This is a genomic window from Paenibacillus sp. LC231, from assembly GCF_001860525.1.
GTDB lineage: Bacteria > Bacillota > Bacilli > Paenibacillales > Paenibacillaceae > Paenibacillus_AQ.
Window position 1 is genome coordinate 41,166 of record NZ_JFOM01000024.1, and the last position, 22,335, is coordinate 63,500.

General features: G+C 49.0%; 25 protein-coding genes, 1 rRNA gene and 1 riboswitch. Of the genes, 2 read left to right on the plus strand and 24 right to left on the minus strand.

What is annotated here, in order from left to right:
- Positions 1-60 precede the first annotated feature (60 nt).
- The 12 genes from glmU to AK95_RS16955 form a co-directional block, all read right to left on the minus strand.
- The gene (gene glmU / locus AK95_RS16900) at positions 61-1,455 is read right to left on the minus strand and encodes a bifunctional UDP-N-acetylglucosamine diphosphorylase/glucosamine-1-phosphate N-acetyltransferase GlmU (RefSeq protein WP_071221085.1); all 1,395 of its coding nucleotides are present in this window, start codon (positions 1,453-1,455) and stop codon (positions 61-63) included.
- A gap of 110 nt (positions 1,456-1,565) precedes the next feature.
- Positions 1,566-1,850 (minus strand): septation regulator SpoVG, encoded by a 285-nt coding sequence (spoVG, locus tag AK95_RS16905; protein ID WP_006207419.1) that lies wholly within the window; start codon positions 1,848-1,850, stop codon positions 1,566-1,568.
- Positions 1,851-2,033: 183 nt separating this feature from the next.
- Entirely contained in the window at positions 2,034-2,861 is an 828-nt protein-coding gene (gene purR / locus AK95_RS16910; RefSeq protein ID WP_071221086.1) for a pur operon repressor, read from the minus strand.
- Between the two features lie 109 nt (positions 2,862-2,970).
- Entirely contained in the window at positions 2,971-3,825 is an 855-nt protein-coding gene (gene ispE, locus AK95_RS16915; RefSeq protein ID WP_071221087.1) for a 4-(cytidine 5'-diphospho)-2-C-methyl-D-erythritol kinase, read from the minus strand.
- Positions 3,826-4,003: 178 nt separating this feature from the next.
- Positions 4,004-4,186, minus strand: coding sequence for a small, acid-soluble spore protein, alpha/beta type (locus AK95_RS16920; RefSeq protein ID WP_009591920.1), 183 nt, complete (start codon positions 4,184-4,186; stop codon positions 4,004-4,006).
- A 234-nt stretch (positions 4,187-4,420) separates the two neighbouring features.
- Complete coding sequence (gene veg, locus AK95_RS16925; RefSeq protein WP_006207415.1) at positions 4,421-4,696, minus strand: biofilm formation stimulator Veg; 276 nt, start codon at positions 4,694-4,696, stop codon at positions 4,421-4,423.
- 289 nt (positions 4,697-4,985) lie between these two features.
- The gene (yabG, locus tag AK95_RS16930) at positions 4,986-5,888 is read right to left on the minus strand and encodes a sporulation peptidase YabG (RefSeq protein ID WP_071221088.1); all 903 of its coding nucleotides are present in this window, start codon (positions 5,886-5,888) and stop codon (positions 4,986-4,988) included.
- 112 nt (positions 5,889-6,000) lie between these two features.
- A complete protein-coding gene (gene rsmA / locus AK95_RS16935) occupies positions 6,001-6,885 on the minus strand; it encodes a 16S rRNA (adenine(1518)-N(6)/adenine(1519)-N(6))-dimethyltransferase RsmA (protein ID WP_071221089.1) in 885 nt (294 codons plus the stop codon).
- The gene (rnmV, locus tag AK95_RS16940) at positions 6,882-7,433 is read right to left on the minus strand and encodes a ribonuclease M5 (protein WP_071221090.1); all 552 of its coding nucleotides are present in this window, start codon (positions 7,431-7,433) and stop codon (positions 6,882-6,884) included. The genes rsmA and rnmV overlap by 4 nt, the downstream gene beginning before the upstream one ends.
- 185 nt (positions 7,434-7,618) lie before the next feature.
- Positions 7,619-8,806, minus strand: coding sequence for a 3D domain-containing protein (locus AK95_RS16945; RefSeq protein WP_071221091.1), 1,188 nt, complete (start codon positions 8,804-8,806; stop codon positions 7,619-7,621).
- 271 nt (positions 8,807-9,077) lie between these two features.
- A riboswitch (cyclic di-AMP (ydaO/yuaA leader) is annotated at positions 9,078-9,292 on the minus strand.
- 205 nt (positions 9,293-9,497) lie between these two features.
- Complete coding sequence (locus tag AK95_RS16950; RefSeq protein ID WP_071221092.1) at positions 9,498-10,262, minus strand: TatD family hydrolase; 765 nt, start codon at positions 10,260-10,262, stop codon at positions 9,498-9,500.
- Positions 10,263-10,359: 97 nt separating this feature from the next.
- Positions 10,360-11,649 carry an HD domain-containing protein gene (locus tag AK95_RS16955; RefSeq protein ID WP_071221093.1) on the minus strand — a complete coding sequence of 430 codons (1,290 nt, stop codon included), beginning with the start codon at positions 11,647-11,649 and terminating at the stop codon, positions 10,360-10,362.
- A gap of 323 nt (positions 11,650-11,972) precedes the next feature.
- On the opposite strand from AK95_RS16955, the gene AK95_RS16960 reads away from it, so the two are divergent.
- Positions 11,973-12,227, plus strand: coding sequence for an AbrB/MazE/SpoVT family DNA-binding domain-containing protein (locus AK95_RS16960; RefSeq protein WP_006207408.1), 255 nt, complete (start codon positions 11,973-11,975; stop codon positions 12,225-12,227).
- A 260-nt stretch (positions 12,228-12,487) separates the two neighbouring features.
- Here AK95_RS16960 and rsmI read toward each other — a convergent pair whose 3' ends face one another.
- The 10 genes from rsmI to AK95_RS17010 all read right to left on the minus strand — a co-directional run bounded on the left by rsmI (position 12,488) and on the right by AK95_RS17010 (position 20,577).
- Positions 12,488-13,381: a 16S rRNA (cytidine(1402)-2'-O)-methyltransferase gene (gene rsmI / locus AK95_RS16965; RefSeq protein WP_071221094.1), complete on the minus strand. Its 894-nt coding sequence runs from the start codon at positions 13,379-13,381 to the stop codon at positions 12,488-12,490.
- Positions 13,378-14,145 (minus strand): tRNA1(Val) (adenine(37)-N6)-methyltransferase, encoded by a 768-nt coding sequence (locus AK95_RS16970; RefSeq protein ID WP_071221095.1) that lies wholly within the window; start codon positions 14,143-14,145, stop codon positions 13,378-13,380. The genes rsmI and AK95_RS16970 overlap by 4 nt, the downstream gene beginning before the upstream one ends.
- Before the next feature lie 205 nt (positions 14,146-14,350).
- Positions 14,351-14,719 carry a DNA replication initiation control protein YabA gene (gene yabA, locus AK95_RS16975; RefSeq protein ID WP_009591928.1) on the minus strand — a complete coding sequence of 123 codons (369 nt, stop codon included), beginning with the start codon at positions 14,717-14,719 and terminating at the stop codon, positions 14,351-14,353.
- A gap of 32 nt (positions 14,720-14,751) precedes the next feature.
- Positions 14,752-15,552 (minus strand): PSP1 domain-containing protein, encoded by an 801-nt coding sequence (locus AK95_RS16980; RefSeq protein WP_071221096.1) that lies wholly within the window; start codon positions 15,550-15,552, stop codon positions 14,752-14,754.
- A 56-nt stretch (positions 15,553-15,608) separates the two neighbouring features.
- Positions 15,609-16,595 (minus strand): DNA polymerase III subunit delta', encoded by a 987-nt coding sequence (gene holB / locus AK95_RS16985; protein ID WP_071221097.1) that lies wholly within the window; start codon positions 16,593-16,595, stop codon positions 15,609-15,611.
- An 86-nt stretch (positions 16,596-16,681) separates the two neighbouring features.
- On the minus strand, positions 16,682-17,125 hold the full coding sequence (locus AK95_RS16990; protein ID WP_071221098.1) for a YaaR family protein: 444 nt from the start codon (positions 17,123-17,125) through the stop codon (positions 16,682-16,684).
- Between the two features lie 337 nt (positions 17,126-17,462).
- Positions 17,463-17,792 carry a cyclic-di-AMP receptor gene (locus AK95_RS16995; RefSeq protein ID WP_006207400.1) on the minus strand — a complete coding sequence of 110 codons (330 nt, stop codon included), beginning with the start codon at positions 17,790-17,792 and terminating at the stop codon, positions 17,463-17,465.
- 64 nt (positions 17,793-17,856) lie between these two features.
- The gene (tmk, locus tag AK95_RS17000; protein WP_071221099.1) at positions 17,857-18,501 is read right to left on the minus strand and encodes a dTMP kinase; all 645 of its coding nucleotides are present in this window, start codon (positions 18,499-18,501) and stop codon (positions 17,857-17,859) included.
- An 85-nt stretch (positions 18,502-18,586) separates the two neighbouring features.
- On the minus strand, positions 18,587-20,254 hold the full coding sequence (locus tag AK95_RS17005; protein WP_071221100.1) for an aminotransferase class I/II-fold pyridoxal phosphate-dependent enzyme: 1,668 nt from the start codon (positions 20,252-20,254) through the stop codon (positions 18,587-18,589).
- A gap of 137 nt (positions 20,255-20,391) precedes the next feature.
- Positions 20,392-20,577, minus strand: a complete 186-nt coding sequence (locus tag AK95_RS17010) for a sigma factor G inhibitor Gin (RefSeq protein WP_071221101.1) — start codon at positions 20,575-20,577, stop codon at positions 20,392-20,394.
- Between the two features lie 231 nt (positions 20,578-20,808).
- On the opposite strand from AK95_RS17010, the gene AK95_RS17015 reads away from it, so the two are divergent.
- Positions 20,809-21,330, plus strand: coding sequence for a hypothetical protein (locus tag AK95_RS17015; protein ID WP_071221102.1), 522 nt, complete (start codon positions 20,809-20,811; stop codon positions 21,328-21,330).
- A gap of 97 nt (positions 21,331-21,427) precedes the next feature.
- Here AK95_RS17015 and AK95_RS17020 read toward each other — a convergent pair whose 3' ends face one another.
- The gene (locus AK95_RS17020) at positions 21,428-21,865 is read right to left on the minus strand and encodes a hypothetical protein (protein ID WP_071221103.1); all 438 of its coding nucleotides are present in this window, start codon (positions 21,863-21,865) and stop codon (positions 21,428-21,430) included.
- Between the two features lie 346 nt (positions 21,866-22,211).
- Positions 22,212-22,328 (minus strand): 5S ribosomal RNA (gene rrf, locus AK95_RS17025).
- Positions 22,329-22,335: the final 7 nt, after the last annotated feature.

The window sequence follows — 22,335 nt, forward strand, 5'->3', positions numbered from 1 at the left end:
GGTTCGTTGAATTAGGTATCCGATCACCGCTTCATATCTTGGTAAAGGAAGCAGGGATAATTACGATTTCTTGTTCTTCTTGGCGATGGCGCGTGCCCGGATCTTCTCTGCGTACCCTGGCTTGTTCTCCTGACGCGTTCTGGCGATGGCCAGATCGTTATCCGAAACGGAATGCGTAATGGTAGAGCCTGCAACAACGAATGCGCCCTTGCCCACCTTCACCGGTGCAATCAAATTCACATTACTGCCGATAAATGCATCATCTTCAATTTCGGTAATGGACTTATTATAACCATCATAGTTGACTGTAATCGCACCGCAGCCGATATTAACGTTTTTGCCGACTTTGGCATCACCCACATAACTGAGATGAGATACTTTAGAGCCGTTATCAATCGTGGCGTTCTTCACTTCAACGAAGTCCCCCACCTTTACATCATCCCCCAGCTTGGCGCCTGGACGAAGATAAGCATACGGTCCTACGGAGGTCCGAGAGCCGACTTCAGCACTGCTGAGCACCGAATGTTTGACGCTGGCACCATCCGCAATAACGGAATCCTCGATATCGGTATCCGGTCCGATCACGCAATCTTCACCGATCACCGTATTCCCTTTCAGGACGGTGCCGGGATAGAGCACGGTATCTGAACCAATCTTAACATCAGCTCCGATATAGGTTGAAGACGGGTCAATGATCGTAACACCGTTCAACATGTGCGTGCGGTTGATGCGTTCTCTCATGAAGCCTTCGGCTTCCGACAGCGCCAGACGGTCGTTGACGCCAATCGATTCCGCGTAATCATCGGTCTGATAAGCAAGCACGGTCTCGCCGGCTTGTTTCAGAATACCGATGCAATCGGTCAGGTAATATTCCTGCTGCGCATTCTGGTTGGTTACATTGTCCAGTGCAGCAAATAGCTTTTTATTGTCAAAACAATAGGTACCGGTATTAATTTCAGTAACGGCGTCCTCTTCCGGACTGCAATCTTTCTGCTCAACAATCCGAAGTGCGCTGCCATCCTCGCCTCGAATGACCCGGCCGTAGCCTTTCGGGTTATCCATATGCGCGGTAAGCACCGTAGCGGCCGCATTGTTGCTCTCATGCAGCTTCAAAAGATTCTCCAGTGTCTCGGACGTCACCAGAGGAGTATCCCCGCAAATGACAATCGTGGAGCCTTCTTCGCCGCCAAGTAATTCCTTGGCTTGCTTCACGGCGTGACCCGTTCCGAGCTGCTGCTCCTGCAGTACATACTCGGCTGCGTCTTGCAGATAGGTGCGAACCGCTTCCGCGCCGTGGCCTACGACCACAACACTGCGTTCACAGTTTACCTGTTGTACGGTTTGCAATACATGTCCGACCATCGGCTTGCCACAAACAGGATGCAGCACTTTATATAGTTTGGATTTCATACGTTTGCCCTGCCCAGCGGCGAGCACAATAGCAAATCTTTTCAAGGGCCATGCCTCCTCCTCTTGAACTCACTACTGAATATATATCATTCTACAAAAAAAGAAAAGAGAGCCACAGGTATGGCTCTCTTTTCCTTGAACCCCAATTGTAAATCTTAAGCGCCTTCTTCAATCACTTCTTCTTCAGTAGCCGCTCGCTCATACTCGGCCAATACAGCCGATTGAATTTTCTCGCGAGTACCGGAAGAAATGGGATGGGCAATGTCGCGGAATTCTCCATCAGGAGTGCGTTTGCTCGGCATTGCAACAAACATTCCATTGTTTCCGTCGATGACGCGAATGTCGTGAACGACAAATTCATTATCGATGGTAATGGATGCGATTGCCTTCATTCTCCCCTCAGAGTTAACACGGCGGAGTCTGACATCCGTAATTTGCATATGTGTTCACCACCTTTTTCCATCAGAGACTTGGTGTATAATTCCACACAGCAAACCAGAAATCCTTCTTTTTTCTAATACAAAATGTCCTAAAAACAGGAATTTTTTTTAGAATGTGATATTTTCGACAGACTTCGGGCTAATTCGAATGAAAACGCTATTATATCGACAAATATCGCGACTCTATTTTTCGAAATAATTACCAGGGTTGACGGTAATTCTCTTCGTTTTGGAGTCCACATCGCTTAAGATGGCCAGTGAAATATAGTCCTCCAGAAGTCTTTCCTCGGTTTCCACCGCTCCCGACTCTACCAGCACACCGACACCTGCGACTTCAGCATTAAATTCACCCAGCAGATCAACCATTCCCTGAATGGTCCCGCCTGCCTTCATAAAATCATCCACGATCAGCACGCGGGAGCGTTCCTTGAGCGCCCGGCGGGATAATGACATGGTATGGATGCTCTTGTGCGAGCCCGACACATAATTGATGCTTACGGCCGACCCTTCGGTCACTTGATGGTCCCGGCGAACTAGTACGACCGGCAGGTTCAGTTGGGCCGCTGTCGCATAGGCCAGTGGAATCCCTTTGGTTTCCACGGTCATGACTACATCGATATCCCGGTCGGCGAACGCCGTGGCAATGATCTTGCCCGCCTCGTTCATCAGCGAAGGTTGTCCGAGCAGATCAGACATGTACAAATATCCGCCCGGCAAAATCCGATCCGATTGCTGGAGCTGCTGGCACAGCTCCTCCGCAAACCGTAGGGCATGATCTTTGCGCAGCTTCGGAATGTATCTGACTCCTCCCGCTGCGCCGGCCAGGGTCTGAAGTTCTCCGAGTCCCTCGCTCTCGAACACGTCCTTAATAATCGCCAAATCCTCACTGATGGATGACTTGGCTGCTCCATATCGCTCGGCGAACGTCGTCAGCGGAATCAGCGTATGCGGTTTAGATAGTAAATATTGGGTCATATCGACCAATCGTTCGCTTCGTTTTAATTTTTTCACCTAGGGTTCCTCGCTAAATCCGAATATTATATGTTAAATATAACACCTTTGTACGTATTTATACAACTTTGTTTGAAATTCGACCCCGAATTGTCAAACATAACCGTTTCTAAGTCAGCAGGCGAACGGCATACACTTCCTTGCAGAACCCCCGCAGGCCATTGTAAATCCGGGCTACCTTGGATTCCTTGGAGACCAAGCCGAAGACCGTAGGACCGCTTCCGGACATGAGCGCGCCGTCAGCTCCCAATTTCAGCATTCCTTCCTTTAGCTGCTGAACTTCCGGGTGCATCTTCAAGGTAACCTCCTCCAGAACGTTACCCAGCGATTGGCACATCTGCTGGAAGCTGCCTTGCGTAAGCGCCTCTACCATGCGCTCTGCCGATGGATGGCGCTGAATCTGATCGCTGCGCAAACGGCCGTACACTTCCGCCGTCGACACGTTGATCGGCGGCTTCGCCACGATCACCCAGCACTGCGGCGGGTTCGGGATCGGCGTGAGTACCTCCCCGCGCCCTGTAGCCAGTGCGGTGCCGCCCGTTACGCAGAACGGCACATCCGAGCCGAGCTCTGCGCCCAGCGCGAGCAACTCCTCCTGGGGGATACCCAGTCCCCAGAGGCGGTTCAAGCCGCGCAGTGTCGCCGCTGCATCACTGCTGCCTCCTGCGAGTCCCGCCGCAACGGGAATTTTCTTGTCCAGGTGAATATGTACACCCTGTTTCACGTCGTAGCGCTCTTTAATTAGTCTTGCTGCCTGAAAGGCCAAATTCTTCTCGTCCAGCGGTATGTACCCTGCCTGTGAGGTGATGATGATGGTGTCCCGCTTCTGTTCGGACATTTCGAGCCGATCGGCGAGGTCGATCATCGTCATGACCATCTCTACCTCATGAAAGCCGTCAGGACGTTTATGAAGTACATCCAGCATTAAATTGATTTTGGCCGGTGCTTTTTCGTATATTTTCAAGAACGTTCACCTATCCTTAGCTTTTCCCATATGCTTGAACTTAACATATTCGAGGAAAAACATCTAATGCCTCTATATTAACAAACTCAGGCTTTGAAGTCATGGGACCGTTTGATGGAGGTAAACAAACAGGGGCTTCCGCTTAACCGGAAGCCCCTGCCGCGTTATGGTCTTTCTCTTACAGATCGGATTTGCGGGCTGCCCGCTCGGCGAGCTCAATCGCCCGTTTTACCATGTTGCCGGCATCCTTGGCCTTAATGCCTCCCCAGCCTTCTTTTTCCACGGTATCGTAGAATCCCAATTCCTTAGCCAATTCGGTCTTCAATTGATCGGACATAATGCTTCGTCTTCTCCTGCTCATCAATCCCGCCTCCTTGGAAAATGTATTGAGTATGGCATGAATAGCATCCGGCGCGATGCAGTGACCTTTTACGATCCTCTGCAAGCTTAACCTCCATCACCGAATATAGAACGGATAAAGAAGGCTTCGCGCAGCCTTAGTATGTGTTCAACTTCCGCTTGTCATTCTCCCCGGTTCGATGGCAACAAAAAACAGCCTCCCTGTAAGTGGAGACTGCTCTCTCATGACATATCGTTATGACTTGATATAGGTGATTCGCATCTCGTTGTCATCACCGGTTACCATGATTTCCACGGTTTCGGTCAGAATATCGGCATAACTGTAGGACACACGTTTAAAAGTTTGCTGGTCTTGATCCAGCTTCACAATGAAAACAGAAGGGTACGTTTCTTCCAAAACACCAGTACGCTCGACGGTCTTCCGACGGCCACCGTTAGCCCGAAGCGTAATTTTTTGCCCTAAATGGGCATCGAGACTGCGTTTGATTTCCAACAGCGCGTTTTTAGCCATTGTCGACGACCACCTCTTTCCTTGTCCATTATACAAAAGATTCAGTCATTTGTCAATTCAAAAACATTAATTATATCAGCATCAAAAATATATTGTCAACGTATTTTTTTTGACCCTGTATTTCTCGTGTGCATTTGCTTTAATATGTGCTAAATTGACAAGCTTTATGTATTTTTTTTGACAACTTTCTTAAAGAATTGAAACAAAAAATAAAAAACCCCAGCTTGTGGGGTTCTTCTCGGGTCTTTCTTCAACGGCCGATAAGCGTCTTTCAGAACACAGTATGAGCCTAACTGACCGAAGGCGTAACCTTCAATGTGGACAAATCCTGCAGCTTGGGCAGACCGATCCGGTAGCTGCCTCTCGTCTCGATTCCGCCCACGCCCTGGCTGCCGCTGATCGTATGATGAACGACATCATGAATGTTCACGGTATCCCTGACCGACGTATAGGCTGCCTTGGCGGCAACGTAGACGGGATCCAGCGCATGAATGAGGATCCGCCCCGGCGAGCTGGCAAAATTGGCTCCTGCCTGCAGCAGCGCTTCAAAATGCGATTGACACGCCCCGGCCACAATGACCAGGGAATCCAGATTCCGCTCATATTGACGTGCTACCTGAATGGCCGTGACAAAGTTGTGTGAATTCTTATAGCTGTCCAGGCTATATAAATCGTATGGCTGTCGTCTCTTCAGAACTCCATCATGACCTGTAATTACCACGATATCAGGTCTTACCCGCGGAAGAAGACGATATAATGAATCGGCCATCCCCGACTCATTGATATAATGGCCTTCCGCTGGGACCCGAAGCTGATTGTACAAGGTCAAACTCTTCTTCAGGTATTGGGGATCCCCATCCAAATGCAGCACTTTGCCCGGCACGTCAAAATATCCTTTATCCGCAAGCTGGCCGCCTTCGATATTGCGCAGGCTGGCCAGTTGACGCTCGCTCTGCTCCTGTCTGTGCTTCTGCAGGCGGTCGAGCGACTCATTGGCTTTGATCTGTGCCTGCTTTGTTCGTTCGCTTAAGGTGGGATGCGGGACCGTGACCAGATCATCAACGGGAGCATCGGCCAGTAACCGGAATTCCGTCCCTTTGATGACGATATTGTTATTTTGCCGCATGCCTTCTACCCGGAACGTTACATCGCCGCCGTAGGATTTACGAACGACCAAGTCTCCCAAGTTCATCACAACATCACCCCTACCCTATGGTATGGGCCACTGTGACTATTGGTTCTTGGAAACATCAATTTATCGCGTCGAGACCCTCCTCGGGTCTATGGGCGCTCTAATGGCTGTATTAGCGAATATCCGCGTTGTACAATATGTTGCTAAGCCGGGCATACTCTTCAATACTAAGGGTCTCACCGCGCCGTGAAGGCTCGATGCCCGCCTCCTGCAGCAGCTGCTCCAGCCGTTCACGGCCCTCTCCCGGAAAGAACCGGCTCTTCAGATTGTTGGCAATCGTCTTCCTCCGCTGTGCGAAAGAGGCCTGGACCACCTCGAAGAAGAAGCTTTCATCTTCTACGTTGACAGGAGGCTGTTCCCGGACCACCAAGCGAATAACGGCCGAAGCGACATTCGGCTGCGGGATAAACACCGTATGCGGCACAATACAGACCAGCTTAGGCTCACTGTAATATTGAACGGCAATGCTAAGGCTACCGTAATCCTTGCTTCCCGGTGCGGCCGCCATCCGCTCTGCCACTTCTTTCTGAATCATCACCACGATGTTCTCCAGCGGCAGCTTCTCCTCCAGCAGCTTCATGAGAATCGGCGTCGTCACATAATATGGCAGATTCGCAACCACACTTACCTTCGATACGCCCGCAAAATCCTGACGGAACAGCTCATGAAGATCCACCTTCAGGACATCCCCATGATGCACCTTCACATTCTCATAGGGCTCCAGCACCTCCCGCAGGATGGGAATCAGGCGCTGATCAATTTCGACCGCGGTGACGGTTCCTGCCGTCTGTGCCAGCTTCTCGGTTAACGCACCGATCCCAGGCCCTATCTCAAGCGCTCCCTTATCTTCATCCAGTCCTGCAGCCTCCACGATTTTATACAATATATTCTGATCGATGAGAAAGTTTTGACCCAGACTCTTCTTGAAGGAGAATCCATGCCGTGAGATGATCTCCTTCGTCCGTCTTGGTGTTGATATATCCTCGATCCGATTCATTGGCTTACGCCCCCTTCTTCCAGCTGTGCAAGTGCGGCCAGAAATTCTTCCCGCGATATTTGAAACATGGCCAATCGTTTATGGAATTGCTTGCTGTTGCAATATCCGATCCCGAGCAGGTCTCCCATTGTCATACGCCTTGCAGCAGCCTCCGGATGGGCTGATAATCCAGCCTCCAGCATGTCCTCCAGACTGATCAGGCTCTCTCCGCCCTCAAAGGAGGTATGGACCCGTTCCAGCGCACGCCGTATCGCTTCCGGCGAGGCATTCTCTACGCCGATATCCCCTTTGCGGGTAGCATCCGCTTCCGGAATAAAGGCATGCTTGCAGCCAGGGACACCCTGATCCACAATTTTGCGGATCCGCTCCCCTGCATGGTCAGGATCGGTTAATATAATAACGCCTCTGCGCTCCTGAGCAAGCGCTATGCGTTTCAGGATTTGTTTATTGATCGCTGAGCCGCCCGTTTCAATCGTATCCGCTTCTACGGCCCTTTTAATGGCAACGGTATCGTCTCTGCCTTCCACAACAATCACTTCTTTAATCATGCGTTTGTTCTCTTCCTTCCCAAGAAAACAGGCTTGTACAACCTCTAGGTTCTACCATCTTAGCCCTATATACTCCGTTCTTAACAAAACAAAAGAAGAGGAAATATTCCCTCTTCTTCATCATTATATATTATAAGCTAAATAGTATAGCATTAGAATGGTATTGTAAATTGGAATTCATGCGTCTAGTTCAATTCAGGTTTAACCGGACCGATCACGTAAACGGTGCGGCCGCTCTTCCGGCCGAAATTTATGGCCGATTTCAGTGAATCATAATAAACATCGATTTTGTTGCCTTTGATGGCACCGCCCGTATCTTCTGCACGACGGAAGCCAATGCCTTCGATATAGACCCACCAGCCGATCGGGATGATGTTAGGATCAACGGCGATGGTGCGTCCTTCTGTAACGCGTGTGCCGGATGCCGTGCGTGTACCGATTCCCTGCTGCTCAGCGGAATACGCCGTCATCGACACGTTGTTCAATACCTTGCTGTATTTAAAATCAACGCCTGCCCGAGAAACCACATTGTTCTCGACTGCCTTGGCGGTCGTTACTTTTTTCGTGCCGGACAATTTAGCCGGTTTAGCCTTTACATCGGTGGCTGCCGCCTGGACGATGACAGGCTTCTCCACTTTTTTCGTGCCAACGGCAATGATTTTATCCTTCGTTCTGCGTTCAATCTCTTGGGAGACCTTCGTCTTGGAAACCAGCTTGCCATTGTGGTAGACCTTCTCATAATGGTTCACCATGAGACCAGGCTCGCCCCGCTGAATAACGCGGTTATCCCCTCTCTCAAGCGATGGGTCGGCTGTTTTGATCACGCGGAAATTGCGATCCTCCGTCTCCTTAACTTTTTGTTTCGTGACGCGAACGACATCGATATTCATATTGCTGGTCAGCTTCGTGTTCTGTGCCGGTTGTACTATATCTTCACCCTGGATCGTAATACCAGCCTCTTTAAGTACATGATCAACCGTATCCTGGGATGTAAATATGGTTTTGGTTGTGCTGCCTACTGTAACTTTGACTGGAATTGCCCGGTCAATGATGATCCGGTCTCCATCCTCGATCGCGCCGTTTAAAGGCATCGAAATCTGATCCTGGGGACTCAACGTGATCGCTTGCTCATCCAGCAATTCCTGCAGCAATGATCCACGTGTTTCAACTGTGGTGACACGACCATCGACGACAAGCTGGACTTCCTTGCCTGCCTGATCATGTACGACCAACGATATGAGAAGTGATACCGTAACGGCACCCATGGCACCGAGCAACATCAGTTGACGCAAATTGTCATGCTTCCATCTCAATGCGTAAGACATGCTGGATGATTGTGATTCATGGGTTTCTTCAGGTTGAAAAATGCCCACTATTCCATCCTCCTTCATAGTCCCGCCGTCTAGGTAAACGCATGAATGCATTTGACGTGACTATAGCAATTTTTCTCACAAGGCGCCCTGCTATCTATCTACACCCTGCGTCAATTCCCGTCTTTCCGTCCATGTACCACCACCCCTTGTTTACCAAGAGTATGATGATCCCCTCTCCATTATTCAAAAATAAAAGAAAGCCATTGAAAGAGTACTAGAGGCTCTAACGTGGCTTCCTGATGATTAGAATCATGGAAATGGTATGCACGAGAATTCCCCTCTTATTTCGCTTACGGAGTTAGCTGTCGGGTTCGGACGTAAGAGAGACGCCCTAGATCCGGATACCCGCTCATGGCGAGATCCTTCAAATTCACCCCAAAGACCCGAAAAAGAAATCAAATACAGCTGCGCGCATTCAGACCAGTATGCACGGCGGTATCGGTTCCCCCGTTCCCCAGAATTTCGGAGATTAAGCGAGACGGTTCATGAAATATTCGGCCGCGATCTGCACATCGCAGCTTCTTATCACTGAAAAGATGATATCCTGTTTGTATGCAGGTTGTAAAGCAACATTCAACCACATTTTCTCATGTAAAAGGTTAAAATATTGTAATATCAACGCCTTTTCTGATTAAAAAACTTTAATTAATCGAAAATGCTCTCTTTTTCATCGCTTTTGCTCTCGTTTTCGTTAAATACCAAATCGTTCCAGCGCATTTTGGGTGGTAATTTGGGCCAATTCCTCATAGGACAACCCCTTAATTTCGGCTGCCGCCTCCGCCACCAATTTTACATAAGCAGTCTCATTTCGTTTCCCGCGGAAGGGATGAGGTGTTAGGTAAGGGGAGTCCGTTTCGATCAATAATCGGTCAAGCGGAACCTGCGCCAAAACCTCTTTGGGCTGCTTTGCATTTTTGAAGGTAATCGGCCCGCCAAACGAAATATGGAATCCCATATCGAGACATATTTTGGCCGTTTCCCAGCTTCCGGAGAAGGAATGCATGACACCGCCCACCTCGGAGGCTTTTTCCTCGCGCAAAATTCTCACGATATCTTCATGCGCATCCCGATTATGAATGACAATCGGCATGTTCAATTCCCGGGCCAGTCCGATCTGGCGCCGAAGCACTCGGTGCTGAACTTCTTTCGGAGACGTATCCCAATAATAGTCCAAACCGATCTCTCCTATAGCCACCACTTTCTCGTGACTACACAAAGAGGCGATCCAATCCAGGTCATGATCCTCCATGGTAATGGCGTCTACAGGATGCCAGCCTACCGCTGCATATATAAAATCATAAGTTTCTGCCAGCTTCATCGTAGTCGGAATCGTCTCCCGGTTAAATCCAATATTGATCATCCGGGTCACGCCGGCTTCGAGCGCCCGCTGGATTGCCTTTTCCCGGTCTTCGTCGAATTGGGGAGCATCCATATGAGTGTGCGTGTCGAACAACATAAAATCCACACTCTCCTTCCTGTCGTTTCTGTGTCGTATATCTTCCATTAGCTGGGTAAATTGCAAATAAACCCAACGTTTCTGTATTCCACCTAGGTTAATGTTGTTGTTTGAAAACACTGGCTATCTTCTCCGGCATTTGAGGCAGCAGCGGACTTACCTTCTCCTCCGGATAATAAAGATGGTACCGTCCTTTATGAATGCCGCTGATCGAGCGTACAATATCGGATACCTCCGAGATTTCCTTCAGCTCATCATGCCGATCCAGAAGCAGGATTTGCTTCTCGTTAAGCGGCATATCGGAATGAACCTTATCATAAGGAAGATCCGTTGGAAAATCAATCTCCAGGTCATATTCCGGATGCAATCCCACGGCACTGAATGCGTGGCGTATCCCGTCGATGGTCTCCAGATCGATGTTGTCGATTTCTACATATTTGTAGAGCTTTCGGTGCATGAAACGGCCGCATAATTCGCTAAGAAGAGGATCTTCCTCCTCCGTCCATTGCAGAAAGGCCGTTTGGATCAGAGCTTCATCAAGGCGCAGATATTGATTCACCCCGATATCCCCCGAAAACAACGCAGGAAGCGGTTCGATCATGAACCGGAAACCATATCCACGGTCATGCAGTTCCTTGGCCCGGCGGAAGATTTGGCGCAGGATGATTTCGGAGCTTCGGGTGACGGGATGAAAATACACCTGCCAGTACATCTGATACCTTGACATCAGGTAATCCTCTACGGCATGCATACCCGATTCCTTCACGACGACCCGATCCCGATACGGCCGCAGCATCCGCAAGATCCGGTCAATATCAATCGTTCCGTAATTGACTCCCGTATAATAGGCGTCCCTTAACAAATAATCCATCCGGTCTGCATCCAGCGGACTAGTGACCAGGTTTATCACAATCGGCTTGTCGTAGGTTTTGTTAATAACCGAAGCCACTTTCTCGGGGAAATCCGCTCCAAGCTCCCGCAGTACCTGATTGACGCAAGTATCTCCAAGCAGGATCCGGCATGTCCAATCCTCGTGATTCATATGAAAAGCTTCTTCTATAGAATGAGAAAAGGGCCCATGCCCCAAATCATGCAGCAGGGCCGCGCAGAGGGCAACTTGCCTTTCCTCGGCAGGCCAATCGGAGTACCCTCTCCGTTCGAATTGAGAGATGATTCTTCTCGTAATTTCATAGACTCCCAGTGAATGGGAGAATCGGCTGTGTTCGGCCCCGTGAAAGGTCAGAAATGAAGTCCCAAGCTGTCTCACCCGGCGGAGCCGCTGGAATTCCGGGGTATCGATTAATCGCCATATGATATCGTCTTGCACATGAATATAATTATGGACGGGATCCTTAAACACTTTTTCTTCCGAAATTGGTGAATGCATTCCATCTCAACTCCTTATCGTTTTGATTTGGGTTTTTGCCGACAAACACTTCTTTTGACATCTAATGTCGAACGATGTCGAATAAGATAAAATTACGCTTTCCAAATCGACAAATAGAAAATCGCAGCAAAAATTGGTTCGATTATGGTAATTACGTTGCTATACAAGGGTTTTGTTCACTATACTTTCGTAAATAGGTTCCGATTTTTCAAAAATATAGGTTGACTGTTTTGGGAATCGTTGGTACTATAAGTAACATAAAAACTAGAACTATGTCGAATTATGACTTTTTTAAATTATGGCGAGAGGGGCATTTATAAGTTATGATGAAATCAACAGGAATTGTAAGGAAAGTCGATGAGCTTGGACGGGTCGTCATTCCAATTGAGTTACGCCGTACGCTCGGAATTGGTGAGAAAGATGCATTGGAGATTTATGTAGACGGCGAACGCATCATGCTTAAGAAATATGAGCCTGCCTGCATCTTCTGTGGTAACGCTGAGAATGTCACTTACTTCAAAGGTAAAATTGTTTGCCATGAATGTATCTCGGAAATCCCTACACCTGTGACAAATTAAGATTTTTAGTATATAATAGCATTATTACATTTTGTTAATTCTAACCTTTTTCATATCTCCTTGGTGCCTTCCTCGGCTATGAACCCGGCCGCAGGAGGGTCTTTTTTTTGATACTAAAGAATTTATAAGCTTTCAGCGAATTCTATAAACACATTTGTTTATATGTATCGGGGTCCCCGTAAAGGATTTGAATAAATATCGAAGCATAGGCCCCACTTTGTGGGGCTATTTGTTGTCCCCCCGCGCCAAATTACGCAAGATCACGACTCCGTCAGGAGTGCGTTATAAATATCCCGCTTCGATACACCGCGATCACTCGCGGTTTTTTTCATGGCATCCTTGCGGCTTAATCCTTCCCGCTCATAATGTTCCACATGCTCCTGGAGCGAAAGCTCCTGCCACCAGGCATTTTTCTCTTTAAGCTCCTCTTCTGCACTGCCGGCCTCAACCACCAAACAATATTCTCCCAGGGGCGGATGCTCCGTGAGCCAGTCCAGGCATTCGGAGATGCTTCCGCGCAAGAATTCCTCGTAGCGCTTGGTTAGTTCGCGAGCCAAGGTCACCTTCCGATTTCCCAGTACCTCCTGCAAGATCTCCAGGGTCTTTTTCACGCGATGCGGAGATTCATAAAATAATAACGTTCCCTGCGCCGATTGCAAAGCTTGCAGCTGCTGGACGATATCTTTGCGCTCCCGCGGCAAAAAGCCGATAAACGTAAACCGTTCGGTCGGCAAACCCGAAACGATTAGGGCGGAAAGAGCGGCATTGGCCCCCGGGATCGGAATGACCGAAATCCCCGCTTCAATCGCTAGTGAAACCAGATCACTGCCAGGGTCCGAAATCGCCGGCAGACCGGCGTCGCTGACGAGTGCCACATTTTTTCCTTCTATTATATAGCGTATGATTTCAGGCCCGCTGGCCGTCTTATTATGCTCGTGATAACTAAACAGTGGTTTAGCCGGAATTTCAAAATGGGTCAGCAGCTTGCGTGATTGCCTGGTATCCTCTGCCGCGATAATATCGCATTCCTGAAGGATGCGCACGGCGCGATAAGTCATATCCTCCAAATTACCGATCGGCGTTGCCACCAAATACAGAGTACCCGGGCTTCCCTCTCCCTGGTCGGCATAACTTTGCTGTACAAGATTTCTCATTCGTTCGTCTCATCCTTATGTGTTCCGTAGTAAATTTCCATAAAATCCGGTCCGTAGTTTCCTTGCTCATCATACACGATCAGCGGGGGCTTCAGCCGAACCTCAGGCTTCCCGTCCCGAATTCCCTCGATAAGCACCATGTTCGCTTCCATGCTCACGCGCGGATGGACAAAGCGGATGACTTTGGGCTCAATCCGGTATTTGCTCATCAGGGTAATAATTTCTGCCAGCCGCAAGGGCTTGTGGACCATGCTCATCTTCCCGCCTTGGCGAAGCAGTCTTGCACAGGATTCAATTACTTCCTCAAGCGTACAGTGAATTTCATGCCTGGCAATCGCCTGGTGCTCATTCAGCTTCAAGTCGCTGCCATTCATCGGCATATAAGGCGGGTTGACCGTAATCAGGTCGTACGCTCCATACCCTTTTTCCTTGTACAGTTCCCGCAGATCTCCCTCATGAATCGTGATCTGATCCTGCAGATCATTCATCTCGACGCTCCGTCTGGCCATGTCTGCAAGTCTGGGCTGAATCTCAATCCCCTCGATCGGCGCGCCTGTACGTGTTGACAACAGGATCGGAACAACTCCGTTTCCTGTGCACATATCCAAAATACGGCCCCTGCGCGGAATGCTGGCAAACCTGGCGAGCAGGACGGCATCCATGGAAAAGCTGAATACCTCCTCACTCTGGATGATGCCAAGCTCATGGGTAAGCAGATCATCAATCCGCTCGGATGGTTGCAATAACACTTCTTTCAATTTCATAGTTTCAACCCTTTATCTCCATAATTCCAAACACGCTCTTCTGGTGTATCGGCTCTCTACATAGTACCTGATAAAATGAAATACATAAAAGGCTGCTCTTCACATTGCATGACAAGCAGCCGTATGGTATTTTTTCAATCGCGATCCTTACAGTATAACCTTTCCATTCTAGAAAAAAACCGTAGGCAGTTTCTCCTACGGCTTCTTATTTATTCAAAAAAGATAAGCAGAACAGGCAATCCCCTTCCGTCCGCAGATGTCCGTAATAGACATTGCAGATGTGGAAGCCTTCATGATACAGCCGTGCCAGGTTATCATACCCCTCGCCGACCACATCTTCATGTTCCTCATCCTTCACATGAGGCTGAGGTTGTAAAGCCACTGGGTTTTCCAATTCTGCCGGATTGACTTCCCGCTTTAAAATTTTCCGGAGCTGTTCATTTTCAAGACTGAGGCGATGGTTCTCTTCCAGCAGTTCCTTGATGACCAGCTTAAGTCCACCCAGTTCACTGTGTATATGTCCCATCTGTGTTTCCAACTCTTGAATGAGCACAAAAATGTTTTTCTTCTCCAAGTCTACACCCCGAAAATAAACATTCTATTGGACTATTTAATGACAACGTCATCCATTGGAAGTTCCTTAACCTTACCAATTTCAAACAGCTGAACATGAACCGTCCGCTTATCCGCATTCAGTCCGACTACTTTGCCTTCTCCAAGCGAAGTAACGACCATTTTCCCAGCGGATGGAAGCTCTTCTTTCACGCTTTCATAATTATCATGCTCAAACTTCAGGCAGCACATCAATCTTCCACATAGCCCGGAAATTTTAGTCGGATTGAGCGATAGGCTTTGATCCTTTGCCATCTTGATCGATACCGGCTCAAAATCACCAAGCCATGAGGAACAGCACAGTACGCGTCCGCAAGGTCCAAGACCGCCGAGCATTTTCGCTTCATCGCGAACTCCAATCTGGCGAAGTTCGATTCTTGTTCGGAATATACTGGCCAGATCCTTGACCAGCTCACGGAAATCCACACGGCCTTCCGCCGTGAAATAGAAAATGATTTTGTTGCGGTCAAAGGTAAATTCCACATCGACCAGCTTCATTTTCAGTTCGTGATCCCGAATTTTATTTAAACAGGTGGTGAATGCATCCTTAGCCGCTTGTTTGTTCTCTTCAACCACACGGGCATCAGAATCACCAGCGATCCGAATGACCTTCTTGAGCGGAAGGACAACGTCTGATTCACCGACCTCCTTCTTTCCTATCACAACTTGACCATACTCAATACCTCTCGCGGTTTCCACAATGACGGATTGTTCTTTCTCCACGGGCAGGTCGAGCGGATCGAAGTAATATATTTTGCCCGCCTTCTTGAAGCGGACACCTACTACACTGTACAAAAATAAACCCCCTTGTGCCTGTACATAATGGCCATTCTGCGGGCCTGGGGGTCTTCTCACGCCGGAGTGTTACCGCCCAAACCCATCAATAACTGCTCTAAACTGAGCTGTCCATTGACATTATAGCGTAACTTCTTCTGACACTCTGCGGCCAAATCCATGTATGACACCCACTGTGCTGTGCTGCGGGCTGATGCATGACCAGAGATATACTCTGCCTGATCTATGAAAACGAGAGACTCTTTCCTTCCATACTGGACATGGATCATGTCCTTAAACCATAAATGAAACATACTGAACAATAGGTCCAGATGATCTGAGAGTTCGGTTTTGAACACTTTTTGACTCGCTGTGATGATCGCTGAGCCGCTGCGGTTCAAAGACTCCTTCCCTAATTGTAACACTACGTTTCTAATTTCTGCAAACCAATTCTCACTCAATATTTTCCTGCACTCATCAAGACCTGATGAAAGGTGAACAGCGCAGCGTACAAGTGCGGCAGGATAACCTTCCCCTACAAGAACCTTCTCCATCATCTGCGGATCTAAAGCCCGGAATGGGACCTGCTGGGATCTCGATTGAATGGTGGGCAAAAGGGCCTGTCCGTTCTCGGCAATCAGAATCGCTACAGCCGGCGCTTGGGGTTCCTCCAGAAATTTCAGCAGGCTGTTGGCTGCCTGTGTGGTCATCTTCTCCGCCCGGTCAATGATATAAACCTTAGGATTGCGATTCTCCGATCGATAAGAGAATATACGCTGAAGATCGCGAATCTGATCGATCTTAATGCTTGCTCCATCAGGCTCAACCAATGTAAGATCGGGATGGTTGCCATGATCTACCTTGCGGCATTCCAAACATTGGCCGCAGGCATCGTCTTCAAGTTCCGTACAAAACAAAGCCTTGGCAAACGTAAGCGCCGTCTGCATCTGTCCGGCACCATGAGGGCCGCTAAACAGATAGGCATGACTGACCGCATTACGGCGCAAGGCATTTTGCAGCAGTTGCTTCGCAGTCTCTTGACCTACGATATCATTAAAAGACATAAGTCCTCACTTTCTATCAATCCTTCATGATCCTCCTCCATGTTGGAGCAGTCATGAATTACGATACGCTTCCTTGCTTTTTGCAGCTAGAATACAAGATTGATCAGCATGCCCCGAATTTCACCAACTCGGTTCAGCAGATCAATTCTCCCCTGCTCCGTATCCAGCAGTTCATCCGCCATGGCGAGCAGCGCAGAATCGACTTCATCGATTACATTATAACGCTTTCCGCGTCCCCGGCGGTCCCAGCCGCGCGTTTCCTTCATTTTTACACCGCGACGTACTGTTTCCTCCAGGAATCGGCGAACCATCAATTTATATGCTTTGAGCTCTCGAACGGTCATCGCCTTAGCCAATCGATCTCCTTGCATTGCAATTTCACGCATTTGACGACTCAGCTCTTCATGGGTCGCACGTTCTCCCTGCTGCTGCATCATATCCGAGAACGATCGCTTCTGAATCGGTCTGGCGTTGCCATCCGGCACCGTGAGTTCACTTTTCATGGGCCGAAAGCCCGGATTGATCTTCACCTGAATCCACCGCCTATTGCGTTATTTCTTGCATCTAATAAAACGGAGGCATCCGGTACGTTCATATCGAACAAACCTGTGCCTCACGTGAACGTACCTTGAAATGGATTGCTTGTCAAGCGATTTACTGACAATTATCGATAAATTGGACGATTATCCGGAATTCGATGAAATCATCCATCTATTAAGATCATCTCCCGAGTGCGGCGATCTACGGTAACTATTTTTATTATGATACAGAAGTGGTTCAGAAGACTTTGGTGACAGGAGAACACAGCCGTCAAATATCCCAATAAAAACATCCGTTACGTATCTATCACAGATCCAGAAAATGAATTTAGAAATGCTCGAATCGTTCTACAGGGAGAACAAACACGGTTGCGCCACCAACCTGCACTTCGACCGGAAGCGGCAAGTAGGAATCGGTTGTACCACTCATAGGGGTTACCGGGGTGACCAGCTGTTCACGAACTTTACAGCTTGTGCGAATGACACTGAGCACACTTTCAACCTGTGAATCGTCTACCCCGATCATAAAGGTGGTGTTGCCCGCCTTCAGGAAGCCGCCTGTACTTGCAAGCTTTGTTGCCCGAAAATTAGCTTTGACCAATGCGGCGGAGAGACGGTTGCTATCTTTATCCTGGACAATCGCAACTATCAATTTCATGGTAAACCCTCCTTGTTTATTTGGACATCGCATGTCCTTAACAGTACTTATTTGACAAACAACCTCAAAAATCCTTTAATATCGCGTCTTCCAAGTGACGAATCATTTCTCTTTCCACCTGAGTCGGCGTTTTGGAAGCGTCCACAATGCGAATTCGATCCTGATTACGCTCTGCTACCAATAGATAGCCTTCCCTAACTTTCTCGTGAAATGCCATAGTCTCCATATCCAGCCGATTCAATTCCCGTTCTGCATTTGCCGTGATCCGGGACATGCCAATCTTCGGCTCCACATCAAACAACAGCGTTAGATCCGGCATGCGGGTATCAATCGCAAATTGATTGATGTTCCATACCTCCTCCATGCCCAGTCCGCGTGCATATCCCTGGTAAACCAGACTGCTGTCCACGAACCGGTCACACAGTACCGTCAAGCCCTGGCTCAAAGCCGGCTCCACCTTCTCCACAAGATGCTGGCGGCGGGCTGCCGCATACAACAATGCTTCGGTGCGTGCATCCATCGCGGTATGCTCCGGATCGAGAATAATGGAGCGGATCTTCTCCGCAATCTCAATGCCGCCGGGCTCACGTGTAATCAGATACGGAATCGAATGGTTCTGCATAAAGGCGGCGAGTCTGCCCATCATGGTCGTTTTTCCGGATCCGTCTCCTCCTTCGATGGTAATAAATAGTGGTCTGCGATTATTCATAGCGTATCCTGCTTTCATCATTTGTTGATCGAGGAGCTCTAAGTTATACACTCCGGTATACCAGCGTAGAGTGGAGTTCCTTCCTTCACGTTTCCTTATAAACGACAATGGTTTGCAGCGTTGGATCTGATATCCCCTGGCATTTCGCCCCTGCATGCCTTAATGCCAGGAGCCTCTGTTCCATTTCCGCTGTGATGTCTTCGCCTGGGTATAAGATCGGTATGCCTGGCGGGTAGGGAATAACCATCTCCGCCGCCTTTCGCCCAGCGCTCTTCGCTAACGGCACGGATTCCAACCTTTCCCTGTCAATCGGCTTGAGTGTGAAGAGAATTGGGGCCGAATAAGGAATCTCCGCGGACAAATTGTTCCACGTGGAAACATCGGAGACTAGTCTGGATTCATTTAATAATTTAGCATCGTCATCGAAATGATTGGAATCCATATTCTCGTGGGTCACTCGCGGCTCATAGCTCATGAAATCCCCCTGATCCCGCAATGTCCGGATCAGTAATTCCGTGCTCTCTGCCGTAGCGCCTGGTCCGGTTCCGATCCCTTCTGTCTTCTCCCCCTGCTCTACAATATGCACAAGAGCCCATAAGACGTGATTCGCGTCTTCCCGAGTCGATGCCAGCGTAAACAATAAGACGACGCGCAACTCGTCGCTCATCTCCGGCACACAGCCGCGCGCCTCTAGTGCGCGCTGGAGTGCATACCCGCTCAGGGACCCGGTGCGGTCATAAATGACCGCCTTAAACGGGTCCTGGCGGGTATACGCCGCAGCGGCCGTGCCCGCGGCGTGCCCCCCGGGCTGCGGCGGCTGCAGCAGCCCGAAGCGCGGCAGCTTCGCGAGGCCGCGCCGAAAGGTCTCCACGGCGGCAAGGCCAGCCGTGAAGGCGCCTGCGCCCTGCGTGTGCAGCAGGCGCCGCGCCAGATCCAGCGAAGCCATGAGCGGGTACGAGGGGCTGGAGCTCTGCACCATGGCCAGCCGCTGGCGCAGCAGGCTTCGGTCCAGCAGCCCGCCCTGTACATGCAGCATGGCTCCCATCGTCATGGCGGCTAACATCTTGTGTGTGGATTGAACCACACCATCCGCTCCGCATGACAAAGCGTTCATCGGCAGCTGGGGGTGCTGTCCGTAATGAGCTCCATGCGCTTCGTCCACCAGGAGCGGAATGTCGCGCTTATGGCACGCTTCCGCGAGCGGCCTTAAGTCGCTCCCCATCCCGTAGTAGTTCGGCATCGTGACGATCGCCCCTCGTGCCTCAGGATAGGCCTCAAGAGCCGCTGACAGCGTAGCCGCAGATGGAGCAATGGCTAATCCGCTTGGCTTGTCCATCTCTGGCTGAAGAAACACCGCCCTTGCACCCGCCAACAACAATCCGTTCAACACAGACTTGTGTACGTTCCGCTGTACAAGCATGATATCGCCCGGTTCACGGCAAACCGTCAGGATTAGCGCCAAATTGCCGGCTGTACTTCCCCCTACCAGGAAGAAGCTTTCCTCTGCACCAAAACAATCTGCGGCCAGCTCCTGTGCTTCCTGAATAACGCCTTCCGGATGAAATAAATCATCGGTTCCGCTAATTTCCGTCACGTCAATGCGCATGGCCTCTTGCAGCATCTCCGCAGCGTTACCTTCTTCTGCATATGCCCTGCCATTTTTATGACCAGGTACATGAAAAGATGAAGCCCCACGTTCTCGATACCATATTAAAGCTTCTGCAAGTGGGGCACGCTCTCTATGTGTAGTCATCGACATATCCCTTCGGATTACATTCTCTAACCTATTTTAACGCAATTTGAAACCTACGCCTACGTCTCCATCACGGAAAGTCCTTCTAAACAAAAAAAGGCCTTTCATTCAGGCCCATTTGACGCGTGTACCCGCATCTATGCATTTTTCGGCATGGCAATCTGTTTTAATTGACGAATGAAAAAATGATATTTGGCATCTTCCGCACTGGTATGAACGATTTCGGATTCACATTCCTCGCACACGAATTGCGAGACGATGGTGATTCCCTCTGTCTTCGTCTGATTGCATATGATACACACGTGTTCGGTCAATTCTTCCATAACCATCCCACCTTGATCCTTTTCCTATTAGTATGACACAGTTTCTATTATTTTAAACCTTTTCATAGGATATCGGTCTACGCTTTATGTATATGTACCCCTTGGTGGCCTTGTGTCTGTACCTTTTTTTCAGCTTAATAAAAATATGATTTTGTCCGATAAAGACATAAAAGACTTAATCTTCTCGTCTATCGAAATTCACTTCTACTTAAAGGGGGACGGCATAGCCCAATGGCAGATCCACACGGTCAAGCCACCTTTTATCACTATCGATTAATTAAGAAAATCCAAATTTCCAAAAGCTTGCTCATCCTCTACTTAAGTTTGCCTTGGCTAGCAGCGGCAGCAGGGACATTTTGGGTGTCACCGTATTTCCTGCTCTATCTGCTAATCGCCTTTCCGCTTATGTTATGGATCCAGTATGTCGTCGGACATACCGTGCTCGTCCTATTGGGAGCAAGCTACCGTAAACGTTGGCGCTTCCGTCTGAGGTTGCCTTGGCTTGGTTATATTCCGGATCAACACGTCAGCCGTCGCGTATTTAATTTAGTGCAGTTCTATACCTGTTGGGTGGGGATAGTCTTAAGCGCTATCATGGCCTTCTGGTCTCCGTTGCCTTTTGCCATTACGCTTCTGTTCTGGCATCTTTGGCTCCTTCTCCCGCGCGGTTATACGATGCTGCGTCTGAGCGGCCAGCGTAAAGATGGCATGTTGAAAATGAATGAACAGGACATCTCCTACTACCTGCAATAATGTTGAAGTTTCTGCATCCATCACTACATAGCGCTATAAACCCTATTTCCGTTTCAAAATTAAATAAAGACCTCATTCCGAAGTCGGAACGAGGTCTTTATTCATTTGCTTTATTGCTTTCCAATCCTTGTATGGCTTGTTTTTTAAGCTGTGCCGGAACCGTGATTATAAGAAAATCGTCATGCACCGATAGGTGGACGATACTTTTACCTTTTTCAAATACTAACGAAGAACCGTTATCTTCAACTTCCTTCTGCTTCCATCCCCACGACTCAATCTCTTCCAGGTAGGCTTCAGGAATGCTGTCGTCTCCCTTTAAGCCCGGAAGCGCATACCGTACATAATCCAAGTCACTATTGCCTGTGGTTTGCTCCGTTTTATTCGCTTCCTTCGGAACCGGGAATGACTTCACATTCGCCGCGCCGTCAAAGGTTTCCCAGCTTGGTTTTGTGGATGCCCCACATCCGGATCCGATCAACACGATCGTAACCGCACAGATCATCCCTGCCACATGCAGACCACGTTTACACAACATGTAATTGTCCTCCTTCCCCCACAATAACCGGTCTCCAGATGAGTATTCATAGTTGGTTGGTTAATGGAGAACCTTCCAATCAGGCCTTATTTCCTACAGCCTGCGCATATCGGTAAACACATTACCGATTATACCTAATTCTATTATACTGATTTTTGGCATGGTATCGGTAACAAAATCTTCATCTGTTTACGTCAATTTTAGGATCATGTTATATAACAGAGAAGCTGCTGACATCACGCTGCAGCATATATCATTAGTCGGACAATCTCTAAGTCTGCACTTCATCAAAACTTCGATGAAAACAAATAAAAACCACCATCGATTACATCGACAGTGGTTTTTCGCTTGGCGACGTCCTACTCTCCCGGGACCCTTCGGTCCAAGTACCATCGGCGCTGGAAGGCTTAACGGTCGTGTTCGGTATGGGAACGCGTGGAACCCTTCCGCCATCGCCACCAAACGGTTCC

What these genes read in the sequence shown, in the direction of transcription:
- spoVG (WP_006207419.1), bottom strand. Translation starts at nt 1,850, where the DNA reads ATGCAAATTACGGATGTCAGACTCCGCCGTGTTAACTCTGAGGGGAGA.
- AK95_RS16920 (WP_009591920.1), bottom strand. Translation starts at nt 4,186, where the DNA reads ATGAGCAGGAGAAGACGAAGCATTATGTCCGATCAATTGAAGACCGAA.
- veg (WP_006207415.1), bottom strand. Translation starts at nt 4,696, where the DNA reads ATGGCTAAAAACGCGCTGTTGGAAATCAAACGCAGTCTCGATGCCCAT.
- yabG (WP_071221088.1), bottom strand. Translation starts at nt 5,888, where the DNA reads ATGAACTTGGGAGACTTGGTCGTTCGTAAATCCTACGGCGGCGATGTA.
- rsmA (WP_071221089.1), bottom strand. Translation starts at nt 6,885, where the DNA reads ATGAATCGGATCGAGGATATATCAACACCAAGACGGACGAAGGAGATC.
- rnmV (WP_071221090.1), bottom strand. Translation starts at nt 7,433, where the DNA reads ATGATTAAAGAAGTGATTGTTGTGGAAGGCAGAGACGATACCGTTGCC.
- AK95_RS16950 (WP_071221092.1), bottom strand. Translation starts at nt 10,262, where the DNA reads ATGTTGTTCGACACGCACACTCATATGGATGCTCCCCAATTCGACGAA.
- AK95_RS16955 (WP_071221093.1), bottom strand. Translation starts at nt 11,649, where the DNA reads ATGCATTCACCAATTTCGGAAGAAAAAGTGTTTAAGGATCCCGTCCAT.
- AK95_RS16960 (WP_006207408.1), top strand. Translation starts at nt 11,973, where the DNA reads ATGATGAAATCAACAGGAATTGTAAGGAAAGTCGATGAGCTTGGACGG.
- rsmI (WP_071221094.1), bottom strand. Translation starts at nt 13,381, where the DNA reads ATGAGAAATCTTGTACAGCAAAGTTATGCCGACCAGGGAGAGGGAAGC.
- AK95_RS16970 (WP_071221095.1), bottom strand. Translation starts at nt 14,145, where the DNA reads ATGAAATTGAAAGAAGTGTTATTGCAACCATCCGAGCGGATTGATGAT.
- holB (WP_071221097.1), bottom strand. Translation starts at nt 16,595, where the DNA reads ATGTCTTTTAATGATATCGTAGGTCAAGAGACTGCGAAGCAACTGCTG.
- AK95_RS16995 (WP_006207400.1), bottom strand. Translation starts at nt 17,792, where the DNA reads ATGAAATTGATAGTTGCGATTGTCCAGGATAAAGATAGCAACCGTCTC.
- tmk (WP_071221099.1), bottom strand. Translation starts at nt 18,501, where the DNA reads ATGAATAATCGCAGACCACTATTTATTACCATCGAAGGAGGAGACGGA.
- AK95_RS17005 (WP_071221100.1), bottom strand. Translation starts at nt 20,254, where the DNA reads ATGACTACACATAGAGAGCGTGCCCCACTTGCAGAAGCTTTAATATGG.
- AK95_RS17010 (WP_071221101.1), bottom strand. Translation starts at nt 20,577, where the DNA reads ATGGAAGAATTGACCGAACACGTGTGTATCATATGCAATCAGACGAAG.
- AK95_RS17015 (WP_071221102.1), top strand. Translation starts at nt 20,809, where the DNA reads ATGGCAGATCCACACGGTCAAGCCACCTTTTATCACTATCGATTAATT.
- AK95_RS17020 (WP_071221103.1), bottom strand. Translation starts at nt 21,865, where the DNA reads ATGTTGTGTAAACGTGGTCTGCATGTGGCAGGGATGATCTGTGCGGTT.